At 63.0% G+C, this 12,121-nt stretch carries 11 protein-coding genes and 1 pseudogene; 8 read left to right on the top strand and 4 right to left on the bottom strand.

The genetic code is table 11. The features are described 5' to 3' along the window. Positions 1-323, top strand: a pseudogene (locus VN004_RS05125) (S-methyl-5-thioribose-1-phosphate isomerase); the annotation flags it as partial. Continuing rightward, positions 320-808 carry an MmcB family DNA repair protein gene (locus VN004_RS05120; RefSeq protein WP_325607667.1) on the top strand — a complete coding sequence of 163 codons (489 nt, stop codon included), beginning with the start codon at positions 320-322 and terminating at the stop codon, positions 806-808. The pseudogene VN004_RS05125 and the gene VN004_RS05120, both read left to right, overlap by 4 nt. 3 nt (positions 809-811) lie before the next feature. Here VN004_RS05120 and VN004_RS05115 read toward each other — a convergent pair whose 3' ends face one another. Continuing rightward, positions 812-1,360 (bottom strand): ActR/PrrA/RegA family redox response regulator transcription factor, encoded by a 549-nt coding sequence (locus VN004_RS05115; protein WP_325607665.1) that lies wholly within the window; start codon positions 1,358-1,360, stop codon positions 812-814. Positions 1,361-1,392: 32 nt separating this feature from the next. Next, a complete protein-coding gene (locus tag VN004_RS05110; protein WP_325607663.1) occupies positions 1,393-2,733 on the bottom strand; it encodes an ActS/PrrB/RegB family redox-sensitive histidine kinase in 1,341 nt (446 codons plus the stop codon). Between the two features lie 126 nt (positions 2,734-2,859). Between VN004_RS05110 and VN004_RS05105 the strand changes: the two genes are divergently transcribed. From VN004_RS05105 to VN004_RS05085, 5 genes are all read left to right on the top strand, one after another. After that, positions 2,860-3,630 (top strand): ABC transporter ATP-binding protein, encoded by a 771-nt coding sequence (locus VN004_RS05105; RefSeq protein ID WP_325607661.1) that lies wholly within the window; start codon positions 2,860-2,862, stop codon positions 3,628-3,630. Positions 3,631-3,632: 2 nt separating this feature from the next. After that, positions 3,633-4,463, top strand: coding sequence for an ABC transporter permease (locus tag VN004_RS05100; RefSeq protein ID WP_325607659.1), 831 nt, complete (start codon positions 3,633-3,635; stop codon positions 4,461-4,463). A gap of 119 nt (positions 4,464-4,582) precedes the next feature. Next, positions 4,583-5,944 carry a polyhydroxyalkanoate depolymerase gene (locus tag VN004_RS05095; RefSeq protein ID WP_414710230.1) on the top strand — a complete coding sequence of 454 codons (1,362 nt, stop codon included), beginning with the start codon at positions 4,583-4,585 and terminating at the stop codon, positions 5,942-5,944. A gap of 176 nt (positions 5,945-6,120) precedes the next feature. Further along, positions 6,121-6,927 carry a M48 family metallopeptidase gene (locus VN004_RS05090; RefSeq protein WP_414710229.1) on the top strand — a complete coding sequence of 269 codons (807 nt, stop codon included), beginning with the start codon at positions 6,121-6,123 and terminating at the stop codon, positions 6,925-6,927. Positions 6,928-6,944: 17 nt separating this feature from the next. Beyond that, positions 6,945-8,141 carry a multidrug effflux MFS transporter gene (locus VN004_RS05085; RefSeq protein ID WP_325607653.1) on the top strand — a complete coding sequence of 399 codons (1,197 nt, stop codon included), beginning with the start codon at positions 6,945-6,947 and terminating at the stop codon, positions 8,139-8,141. Here VN004_RS05085 and VN004_RS05080 read toward each other — a convergent pair. Further along, complete coding sequence (locus VN004_RS05080; RefSeq protein WP_325607651.1) at positions 8,138-10,288, bottom strand: penicillin-binding protein 1A; 2,151 nt, start codon at positions 10,286-10,288, stop codon at positions 8,138-8,140. The two genes, VN004_RS05085 and VN004_RS05080, sit on opposite strands and share 4 nt — an antisense overlap. Positions 10,289-10,516: 228 nt before the next feature. Between VN004_RS05080 and VN004_RS05075 the strand changes: the two genes are divergently transcribed. Then, complete coding sequence (locus tag VN004_RS05075; RefSeq protein ID WP_325607649.1) at positions 10,517-10,705, top strand: hypothetical protein; 189 nt, start codon at positions 10,517-10,519, stop codon at positions 10,703-10,705. A gap of 88 nt (positions 10,706-10,793) precedes the next feature. On the opposite strand, the gene VN004_RS05070 is transcribed toward VN004_RS05075, so the two are convergent. Further along, on the bottom strand, positions 10,794-12,121 hold a 1,328-nt coding region (locus VN004_RS05070; protein WP_325607647.1), incomplete at its 5' end, for an ACT domain-containing protein.

The raw sequence follows: 12,121 nt of genomic DNA, 5'->3' as shown, positions 1-12,121 counted from the left end.
ACGGCGTACCGTTTTACGTGGCGCTGCCGTCACCCACGCTCGACTTTTCACTCAGCGACGGCATTGCCGAGATTCCCATCGAGCAGCGCAGCGCCGCTGAAGTCACGACCATGACCGGGCGCACGACGAGCGGCGCGGTGGAAAGCATCACGATCGTGCCGGACAGCTCGCCGGTCGCAAACCACGCCTTCGATGTCACGCCGGCACGCCTCGTCACCGGGCTGATCACCGAACGCGGTGTCATCGCGGCGTCGCGCGAAGCGCTGGAGCGTGCGTTCCCCGATCATCCGTCGCGGCAGCAGGCAAGGGTCGCCGCCGAATGAACGAGCTGATCCGCCGCATTTCCGAGCTTCCGGTCGACGGCCGCCAATCGCAGACCGCGCTCACGGTCGCGCGCGGCACCATGCGGCTGTTGCTGTCGCATGGCTTTACATGCGTCAGCGAATTGCCGCTGCCCTCCGGCCGGCGGGCGGATCTTGTCGGCATCGGACGCAGCGGCGAAATCTGGATCGTCGAGATTAAGTCTTCGGTTGCGGATTTTCGCGCCGACCAGAAATGGATGGATTATCGCATGCATTGCGACCGGCTGTTCTTCGCAACAACCGTCGAAGTGCCGTGCGAGATCTTCCCGAAGGATACCGGCCTGATTGTCGCCGATGGATTTGGTGGCGAGCTCGTCTGCGAAGCCCCGGAGCATCGTCTGCCGGCGCCGACGCGCAAGGTGATGACGCTGCGGATCGCGCAATGCGCCGCTTTGCGACTGCAGTCGCTGATCGATCCGGCCGGGCCTTACGGGAACGAGATGTGATCGCTATCGCGGCGCGCGTTTCGCCAGGATACGCTGCAGCGTGCGGCGGTGCATGTTGAGCTGTCGCGCGGTTTCGGAAACGTTGCGGCCGCACAATTCGTAGATGCGCTGGATGTGCTCCCAGCGCACGCGGTCGGCCGACATCGGATTTTCCGGCGGTTCAGGCTTCTTGCCTTCCACCGAAAGCAGCGCGTTGACGACGTCGTCCGCATCGGCGGGCTTGGCGAGATAATCCACCGCGCCGAGTTTCACCGCATTCACGGCGGTCGCGATATTGCCGTAGCCGGTCAGCACGATCCCCCGCGCCTCAGGCCGCCTGCGCTTCAGCGCGGAGATGACGTCCAGTCCGTTACCATCGCCAAGCCGCATGTCGACAACGGCGAAAGCCGGCGCGGATTTCTCGACCTGCATCAGCCCTTCGGACACCGATTCCGCCGTGGTCACGGTAAAGCCACGGCCCTCCATGGCGCGAGCGAGGCGCATCAGGAAAGACTTGTCGTCCTCCACGATGAGCAGCGAGCGTTCGCTGGGAATGGCCGGTTGTAAGGTCATGAGAATCTCCGCAAGACGCCCTGTCTCGATAATTAGGCAGAAGCGGCCGCGGGCTCAAGCTCCGCAGGGGCAGCAAATTCCAGGGCCCGGCGCGGCCAGCGGATTGACACAATTGCGCCGCTTTCCGGCGCCGGGCGGTTAACGAATGTCAAACGCGCTCCCGTACGCTCCAGCAGGGTTTTTGCGATGAAAAAGCCGAGGCCCATGCCGGTATCGCCACTCGCATACATGCGGCGCAACCTGCGGCTGCGGACATAGGGCTCGCCGATACGGCCGATCACCTCGGGGGCAAAGCCGGGACCGTCATCGGCTACCACGATCGAGACGGTATCCGCCGTCCAGTCGGCGGATATCTCGACGCGCTCGCGGGCAAAATCGACGGCATTCTCGACGAGGTTTCCGAGTCCGTAGAGGATCGCCGGGTTGCGGGTCACCACCGGCTCGGCTTGGCTCGGCGACATTTTCACCTCGATGGCGATGCCGAAATGCCGGTGCGGTTCCGCGACCTCGTCCAGCAGGTTCGACAGCGGCAGCCCGTCAAAGGGCACGCCCTCCGCCTGCAATTCATTGAGCTTGGCCAGAATGTCGCGGCAGCGCTGCGCCTGCTCGCGCAGAAGACGCACGTCTTCGGCTTGCGGAGAGCCTGGTTCGAGTTCGCGTTCAAGCTCACGCGCGATCACCGAGATCGTCGATAGCGGCGTGCCAAGCGCGTGCGCCGCGGCTGCCGCCAATCCGTCGATTTGCGTGAGGTGCTGCTCACGCGCCAGCACGAGTTCGGTTGCGGCAAGCGCGTTGACGAGTTGCCGGGATTCTTCGCTGATCTGCCACGCATAGATGCTGATGAAGAAGATCGCGAGGACGATCGAGAACCAGACGCCGAGCATGTAGAAATTCGGGAGCACCGGCATCGGGCCGTATTCTTCCGACCACGGCAGCGGTTCGTGATAGAAGAACAGCATCGTCGCGCAAAAGGTGGCGAACAGGCCGAGCAATATGGTCATGCGTGCCGGCAAGGCGGTGGCCGACAACAGAACCGGGCCGAGGAAGAAGAACGAGAACGGATTATCGAGGCCGCCGGTGAGATACATCAGCACCCCGAGCTGGCCGATGTCGAAGGCGAGCAGCCAGGCGGCGCGACTGGGCTCGAGCCGTTGCGCCTGCTGGAACCGGATGCGCAGCGCGATGTTCAGCCACGCCGACAGCACGATCACGGCGAGGCACGCGTAGATCGGCAGATCGAATTCGAACCCGAAATAGACAACCAGCACGGCCACGGTCTGGCCAATGATCGAAAGCCAGCGCAGCCGCACCAACGTGTCGAGCCGCACATTGCGGCGCGGCAAGGGGAGGCGGTCGAGATCCATCGTGGACATGGGTCGAATGTAATATCGCTTCGAAGGCTACAACACTGCACCTTTCAGCGCAGGGGGCATGGCGCCTGACAGTCTTGCGCTCCGCATGCCAAAAGCGCAAATCAGCGCATCAAGCCCGGGACCCCCATGCCGCCTGCCGACACTGCCATTTCGCTCGATCGCGCCGTCAAGATCTACAAGGGCGGCACGGCGGTGAGCGGGATTTCGTTCGATATCGCGGCGGGCTCGGTGACGGGCTTGCTCGGTGGCAATGGCGCCGGCAAGACGACCACCATCGCGATGATCATGGGGCTGGTAACGCCCACCTCGGGGTCGGTGACCGTGCTCGGCGCGCAAATGCCGCGGCAGCGGCACCGCGTGCTACACCGCCTCAATTTCGAAAGCCCATATGTCGACATGCCGATGCGCCTGACCGTCCGGCAGAACCTGACGGTCTTCGGCAAGCTTTACGGCGTGAGCGATATCTCGCGCCGCATTCTCGACCTTGCAGCGCAATTCGATCTCAACGCGTTTCTCGACAGGCCGACCGGCAAGCTGTCGGCCGGGCAGAAGACGCGCGTGTCGCTTGCGAAGGCGTTGCTCAATCATCCGGAAGTTCTGCTGCTCGATGAGCCGACCGCTTCGCTCGACCCCGACACCGCTGACTGGGTTCGTGCCGAGCTGATGAAATACCGGCATGAACGCGGCGCCACCATTCTCCTCGCCTCGCACAACATGGCCGAGGTCGAGCGGCTGTGCGACCGCGTCATCATGATGAAGCGCGGCCAGATCGTCGACGATGCGCCGCCCGGACAATTACTCGCGCGCTATGGCCGCGAAAATCTCGAAGAGGTGTTTCTCTACATCGCGCGCGGGCGCGGCCGGGCGCAGGACCCAGTGTCGGAGATCGCGTCTTGAACATGCAGCCACGCATTTATCCGGCACCCGACGCAATCGCATTCTCACCGCAGCGCATCTTCGCGATGGTGCTGCGCTATTGGTATCTGCTGCGCTCGTCGTGGCCGCGTCTGTTCGAGCTGATCTATTGGCCCGCGGTGCAGATGCTGATGTGGGGCTTTCTGCAGCTCTACGTGTCGGAGAATGCCGGCTTCTTCGCAAAGGCCGGTGGCACCTTCATCGGCGCGGTGCTGCTGTGGGATATCCTGTTTCGCGGCCAGCTCGGCTTTTCGATCTCGTTTCTCGAAGAGATGTGGGCGCGCAACATGGGCAACCTGATGATGAGCCCGCTGCGACCCGGCGAGTTCATCTGTGCGCTGATGATCATGAGCATCGTGCGGCTCGCCATTGGAATGGTGCCGGTGACCGTTCTCGCGATCGGATTTTTCGACTTCAATCTGTACAGCCTTGGCTTCGCACTCGCCGTTTTCTTCATGAATCTCATTCTGACCAGTTGGGCTGTCGGCATTCTTGTATCCGGCATCGTGCTGCGAAACGGCATGGGCGCCGAGAGCATGGCTTGGACCATCATGTTCCTGATGCTTCCGCTGACCTGCGTTTACTATCCGGTGTCGATCTTGCCGGCGTGGCTGCAGCCGGTGGCGTGGATGCTGCCGCCGACCTATGTCTTCGAAGGCATGCGCGCCCTTCTGATCGATCATGTCTTCCGCGCGGACCTGATGATCTGGGCATTCATCCTGAATGCTGCTTATTTTGTGGCCGCAGTTATTGCCTTTTTGGCCCTTCTGCGGAGCGCCCGCGCCGCGGGTTCTTTGATGCAGACCGGCGAGTGACCATTCCCTAAGCAGTTGAGAATGTCCTTCGCCTATATTGACGGCGTGAACAAAAGGCCGGATGTTGCATTGCAATAGATGGGCTGCGGCTGAGAGATCAAGAAATGCCGGATAAGAACATCGCGATCGGAGAATTTGGGGCTGCGCCGGAATTGCCGGCGGAAGCCGGACCGGTTTTGTCGAACGGGATGTATTGGCTCTACGAAATGAGCCATGCGGCGCTGAATCCGGCGCGCGCTTTCGCCGATGTGACGCGGCTTTATATGAAAAATCCGCTCAATCCATGGTCCCACACAACGTTCGGAAAGACCCTCGCGGCCTCAGCCGAAATGTTCGAACGCTTCACCCGGCGTTACGGCCAGCCGGAATGGGGCATCGACAGCACCATGGTCGGTGGGGAACAGGTCGACATCCACATCACGACTGTCTGGGAGCGGCCATTCTGCCGCCTGCTGCATTTCGAGCGCGTCTTCAAGACACCGCCGCGTCGGCCGCAGCCGAAGCTCGTGATCGTCGCGCCGATGTCCGGGCATTACGCGACGCTGCTGCGCGGCACGGTCGAGGCCTTTCTGCCGAACCACGACGTGTACATCACCGAATGGGTGGATGCGCGGATGGTCCCGCTCGCGGAGGGCCGCTTCGATCTTGATGATTACATCGACTATGTCATCTCGATCCTGCATGTGCTCGGCGGCGATTGTCATCTCGTCGCGGTCTGTCAGCCGTCGGTGCCCGTGCTTGCCGCGGTCGCGCGCATGGAAGCCGAGCGCGATCCCTATGTGCCGCATTCAATGGTGCTGATGGGCGGACCGATCGACACCCGCGTCAATCCGACGGCGGTGAACAAGCTCGCTGAAGACCGTGGCGTCGACTGGTTTCGCCGCAACGTCATCACCAAGGTGCCGTTTCCGCATCCGGGAATGGGGCGCGATGTCTATCCGGGTTTCCTGCAGCTCAACGGCTTCGTGAGCATGAATCTCGACCGGCACCTCGATGCGCACAAGGAGCTGTTCTTCAACCTCGTGAAGGGCGACGGCGATTCCGCGCAGAAGCACCGCGAGTTCTACGATGAATATCTTGCGGTGATGGATCTGACGGCTGAGTTCTATCTGCAGACCGTCGATACGGTCTTCGTCAAGCATTCTCTGCCGAAGGGCCAGATGATGCATCGCGGCGTGCGGATCGATCCCTCGGCCATTCGCAATGTCGCGCTGCTCACCGTCGAGGGCGAGAAGGACGACATTTCCGGTCTTGGCCAGACCGAAGCGGCGCAGCGCCTGTGCACCAACATTCCGCCCGATCGCAAGGCGCATTACGTGCAGCCGGGCGTGGGGCATTACGGCGTTTTCAACGGCTCCCGCTTCCGTTCCGAGATCGCACCGCGGATTGCGGATTTCGCCCTGACCGCTCAAAGCGGCCGGGCCGGCACCAAGCGCCCGGTACCGCGCGCGGCTCCGGCAAAGCTCTCGGTGGTGAGCTAGGGCGCACTGATTCTCTGGTCGCAGAAGAAATGAACGGTTGTTCGGTTCTTTGATTACAATAAGTTGTAGCCCGGAGGGCTGATCCAACACCCCATAGTGTGCTTTTTATTTTTTCGAAGGGGGTGTTTGGAAACCGGTCTATGGCAGTATCGGAGGGCGAAGCAGTCGAGGGAGTCATGTCGCTCCGCGCGCTCCTATACCGGCGGCCGACCGAACCGAAGGCCATCCAGGTCGTCCACGACGAGGATATCTATCTGGTGCGCGTGCGCCGGCACCGTCAGGCGCGGCGCTATACCTTGCGCATTCAGGCGGCGACACGCGAAGTCGTGCTGACCATGCCGCCGCGCGGCTGCCTGAAGGAGGCCAGGGAATTCGCCCAGAAGCATGGCGGCTGGATCGCATCGCGGCTGCACCGCCTGCCGAAGGCCGAGCCGTTTGCGGATGGCGCGGTCATTCCGTTGCGCGGCGAGCCGCATCGGATCGTCCATCGTCATGGCGCGCGCGGCACCGTATGGACCGAGATTGCCGAGGACGGCGAGCGCCGGCTTTGCGTTGCCGGTGACACGCCGCATATCGACCGCCGCGTCGGCGATTTCCTGCGCAGACAGGCAAAGATCGATCTGGAACGGGCAAGCCTCGCTTTTGCCGGGCAGCTCGGCGTACGGGTGAAGCAGGTCGCGATCCGAGATCCGTCGAGCCGCTGGGGCTCATGCTCGACCACCGGCGTCCTGTCCTATTCCTGGCGGCTGATCCTCGCGCCTCCCTTCGTGCTGGATTATCTCGCCGCCCATGAGGTCGCCCATCTTGTGGAGATGAACCACTCTCCGCGTTTCTGGCGGCTGGTAGACCGGCTTTGCCCGAATGTGAGGCGTGCAAAAGCGTGGCTTGACATGTATGGCACCGAGCTTCACCGCTACGGCTCGCCACGGGCTCGGACCGAGCCAGAGGTGCCGGTCAACGGAACACGCCGCCCGCGGCGTTGAGACGCCGCCCACAATCAATGCTGAAACCCGATACGTTCGCGCTCACGGCGCTACTTGCTGCCTTGACCGCGCTTGGTCCGCTTTCGACGGATCTGTATCTGCCGACCTTGCCGGATATTGGCCGCGCCTTCGGAGTTTCAGCGGGACAGGTGCAGCAGACCATCTATGCCTATCTGATCGGCTTTGCGCTCGGACAGGTCGGATACGGTCCGATTTCGGACTGGTATGGCCGCCGATCGGGGTTGCTGGTGGCGCTGGTTTGCTATTGCGCCGGTAGCCTGATCTGCTTTCTTGCCCCTTCGATCGATGTTCTGATCGCCGCGCGCGTGCTGCAGGCGTTCGGAGGCTCCGGCGCCATTGTGCTGGCGCGGGCGGTGGTGCGCGACTTCTACAGCGGCGCGCGAGCCGGCCGCGAATTGTCGATGATGGGCCTTGTGATGGCGTTCGGGCCGGTGTCGGCCCCGCTTATCGGCGGCGCGTTGCACACCGTGTTTGGCTGGCGTTCGTCATTCGCCGCGCTGCTGATCTTTGGATGCGTGTTGGTCGCGATTGTCGCACGCAAGCTGCCGGAAACGCTTGTCGACAAGCCGGATGCGCGATTGTCGCTGTCGTCGATGCTAGCGGGCTATCGAACGCTGCTGCAAATTCGCGACTTCAACCTGTACCTCGTTCTATGCACCGCAACTTATACCGGGCTGATCGTCTGGTTTGCGGCGATGCCATTCATCTATCATGCCCGCTTTGGGCTGACGCCGCTCACAACCTCGCTGGCCATCTCGGGCAGCTCGATCGGCTTTCTGATCGGAACGTCGATCGCGACGCGCGTTGTCGTGAGGGCCGGCCTCATCCGCACGATCGGGATCGGGGCGACGTGCATGGTCGTTGGGTCGGCGGCCGTTTTCCTGCTTCTCGCAATGGATGTGAACTCGCTGGCAGGCATTGTCGTCGGCGTCGGACTCAATCTTGTCGGACTGGGGCTGGTCTATCCGCAAGCGCTTGCCGGCGGCCTGTCATGCGCCGCAGAGCGGGCCGGTGCCGCATCGTCTCTGCTCGGAGGACTTCCGCCGGTTTGCTCCGCCATTCTCGGCGCCGGGATCGCGGCATCTGCTGCGGAGAAAGCCTGGCCGGCCGGCCTGGCATTGCTGGCGATGGCGCTGGTGATTGTCGGCGCCTGGCTGATCCTTCGCCTGTTTCCGCAAAAGTCTCGCGTCTAACGGCTGCGGCCGAGCAGGCGATCGAGCAACCAGCTATCCATCCCGTCGTTGCGTGTCGCCGAGGCCGTTGTGCCCGGGATCGTGCCGGGCGGTACGGGGCGCGTGCTGTTCGCCTGGCCGTAGGTCTGCGCACCCGAACCGGGGAACGGGAGTGCAATGCCGTTATGCACGCCCGGCAAGCTCGCCACCGGAACATTGCGATGCGCGTTCTTCATGAAGCGCGCCCAGATTTCCGATGGCAAGCCGCCGCCGGTCATCTTCTTGGTCGGAGAGGAGTCGTCATTGCCGAGCCAAACCGCGGTGACGAGTTGAGCCGTATATCCGACGAACCAGCCATCACGGAAATCCTGGCTTGTCCCGGTCTTGCCTGCCGCGGGACGGCCGCCGAGGTCGGCCTTGCGCCCGGTGCCGGTGAGAAGTGTCTCCTGCATCATGGCGTTCATCATCGCGACATGGCGAGGCTCGACGACCTGTCCGAGACTTTGCGGTCGCCGCTGATACCGCACCTTGCCATCCTTGCCGCGGATGCTCTCGACGACATGCGGCGCAACCGCCATGCCGTTATTGGCGAAGATCGTGAAGGCCGACGCCATTTCCAGCACCGAGACTTCCGAGGTGCCGAGCGCCAGCGATGCATTCGGCTCCAGTTTCGATGCAATGCCGAGGCGATGCGCGGTGCGCATGACGGCCGTCGGGCCGAATTCGAGTGCGAGACGCACCGCAACCGTATTGAGCGACAGAGCAAGCGCCTGTGTCAGCGTCACCGGCCCGTAATATTCACGCGTGTAGTTTTCCGGCCGCCAGCCTTTGATGACGATGGGCTTGTCTTCGCGCACCGTTTCTGGCGTGAGGCCGCGTTCCAGCGCGGTGAGATAGACGAAGGGCTTGAACGCTGAGCCGGGCTGCCGCTTTGCGGCAACGGCGCGGTTGAACTGGCTTGCGGAATAATCGCGTCCGCCGACCATCGCGCGCACCGCGCCGTCAGGCGACAAGGCGACGATCGCACCTTGTTCGACGCCGTATTTTGTGCCTCGCATGGCGAGTTCTTCGGAGAGGGCCTGCTCCGCCAGAAGCTGCAAGGCCGGATCGATCGAGGTCTCGACGACGATGTCGTCTTCGACGCGCCCAACGAGATCGTCGAGAACGTCCATGATCCAGTCGGCGACGTAATTGATCGAGCCGGTGGTCTTCTGCTTCAGTGCCTGCGCAGGCTGCGCGGCGGCCATGGCCGCGGTCTTGCCGCTGATGAATCCGGCGTCAGCCATCGCAGACAACACCGTTTGCGCGCGGCGCACCGCGCCGTCCGGATTGCGTGTCGGCGCAAGCCGCGATGGCGAACGAACCAGACCCGCGAGCATCGCGGCTTCCGACAGGGTCATGTCGCGCGCGTGTTTGCCGAAATAGCGTTGCGCGGCTGCTTCGACGCCGTAGGCCCCCGCGCCGAAATAAACGCGGTTCAGATACAGATCGAGAATCTCGGCCTTGGAGAATTTGCGCTCGAGCCAGAGCGCCAGCACGAGCTCCTGCAGTTTGCGCGTGAACGTCCGATCCTGAGTCAGGAACAGATTCTTGGCGAGCTGCTGGGTGATCGTCGAGCCGCCCTGCGAGACACCGCGTCGAACCACGTTCGCCAAGGCGGCGCGTGCGATACCAAGCGGGTCGACCCCGAAATGCGAATGAAAGCGCCGGTCCTCGATCGCGATGAAGGCCTGGGGCACATATGGCGGCAGGTCCTTGACCTTCGCCGACACGCCGCTGTCGCCGCGCACGGCGAGGATACGGCCGTCGCTGCCGGCAATCTGGATCGATGGCGGCCGCTTCGGCACCTCCAGCGACTGGATTGCGGGCAGGTGCGCGCCGACCCAGGCGACGAGCGCAATGCCGGCGATGGCGCCCCATAGCAGGAGAACGACCATCCAATAGGCGCAGCGGCCAAGCAGCGACCGACGGCCGCGCTTCCTCTCGGCCGGCTTCTTCTGTGACGTTGGTTTGGGTGTACGGGCGGGCTTGCGCGCGCCGCGGCCGGAGCGGCGCTCACCACCATCGCTTCCCGCCAGCCTTTCGTTTGGATCAGCGCGCAACTCGCGGTTGGGAACGCCGACATCGAACTTTGGCTCGCGGCGTACGGACTTGCTTCGCCGTGCCACAGCGCTTTCCCGCCTCGCCCCTCCGCGCAAGCGCCGCGCGGTCCGCGCCGACGCTACGGGAGGGGGTTTAAGGGCCGGTTAAGCGCGAAAATCACGGCCTGCGATGCTTGGCACGGTCCGAAAGCGCACTGAAACAAGGGCTTTTTCTATTTCCAACCGCAGCGTTTTATGCATGATCGCCGCCGGCCGGGGATACCGGTGATTTGCAAACTCTGGGGGACTGGGATTATGCGCAAAAGCGCCCTTCTGCTCGCTGCCGTTATGATTGCTGCCGCTCCGACGGCCGCGCTTGCCGCCAAGGCCAAGGCTCCGTCCGATCCGAACGCGCACGGCAAGAAATTCGTCACTGCCCTGTTCATGCAGCCCTATTATGCGTGGCAGGCCGTTTGGGTCCCCGCGCCCGCCAAGAAGAAGTAATAGCAAAAGCTGCGGTTCGATTTTTGAACGCCGGAGCGATGCGCTCCGGCGTTCTGCTTTTCAGGGGAACGCGGGCCTTGCGACGGTTTTACCGTGCCGCGCTTGCCGGTTTTGCGTCGTCCAGGCTGGAGCGCGAAAACAACGCCAGCAGCGCGCGCTTGATCGCGGCCTGGCGCGTCGGCGACGCGATCTTGGCGCCGAGCAGATCTGTCACATAGAACACGTCGACCACCCGCTCGCCGAATGTCGCGACATGCGCGGAGGTGATGTTCAGCGAAAGCTTGGACAGGGTTGCTGTCAGTTCGTAGAGCAGGCCTGGCCGGTCGAGTCCGGTGACTTCGACGACCGTGTAACGGTTCGACCATTCGTTGTTGATGTTGACCTCGGGCTCGAGCGCAAATGCCTTTAGCCGGCCTTTGGGGGCCGCCTTGCGGGCGATGATCTCCGGCATCTTGATCTCGCCGCGCAGCGCCTTTTCGATGGTGTCAGCGATCCGGTCGGCGCGCCGGCCTTCATCTTCATCGCGATCGAATTCGCGCGTCAGCGAAATGGTATCGAGCGCCAGCCCGTCGGTGGTTGTGTAGATCTGCGCATCGACGATGTTGCCGCCCGCAACCGCGCAGGCGCCGGCGATGATCGAAAGGAGGCGCGGATGATCGGGTGCGATCACCGTCAGTTCAGTCACGCCCCGCGCCGCATCGAAGGAGACCTGGGTGGCGAGCGTTTTCCCTCCGCTCCAGGCTTCGCGCAGGAAATTTGCCTGGGCAATCTTGCGGGACAGATCGACCTTGAGCCAATAGGCCGGATAATGCCGCGCGATATAGGCGCTGAGGTCCGCTTCGGGCCAGTGCTTCATGGCCTCGCGGAATTCAGCCTGCGCCAGCGCAACACGGCGCTCGCGATTGACTTCGGAGAATCCGCCGGTGAGAACCGGCTCGGTCTCGTAATACAGCGTGCGGAGAAGCTGCGCCTTCCAGCCATTCCAGACGCCGGGACCCACGGCCCGGATATCCGCCGTGGTCAGCACCAGCAGCAGCTTCAAACGGTCAAGAGATTGGACGATCGCGGCGAAGTTCTCGACCGTCTTGCGGTCGGACAGATCGCGCGACTGCGCAACGGTCGACATGACCAGATGATTTTCGATCAGCCAGGCGATGGTCTCGGTCTCGACATTGCTGAATCCCAGTCGCGGGCACAGCCGCCGCGCGACCCGCGCGCCTGCTATGGAGTGATCTTCCACGCGACCCTTGGCGATGTCGTGCAGGAAGAGCGTCACGCGCAGCAATGCCCGCTGCCGCGGCGACAGCTTGCTCACCAATTCGTTGGCGAGGCCGTATTCTTCATTGGTTCCGGCCTCGATTTCGGAAATCACCCCCATGCAGCGGATCAGGTGCTCGTCCACTGTGTAGTGGTGGT

The sequence above is a fragment of the Pseudorhodoplanes sp. genome (genome assembly GCF_035565855.1).
Taxonomy (GTDB): Bacteria; Pseudomonadota; Alphaproteobacteria; order Rhizobiales; family Xanthobacteraceae; genus Pseudorhodoplanes.
The sequence above is the reverse complement of the archived record's forward strand: the minus strand, read 5'-3'. Positions and strand labels throughout refer to the sequence as shown.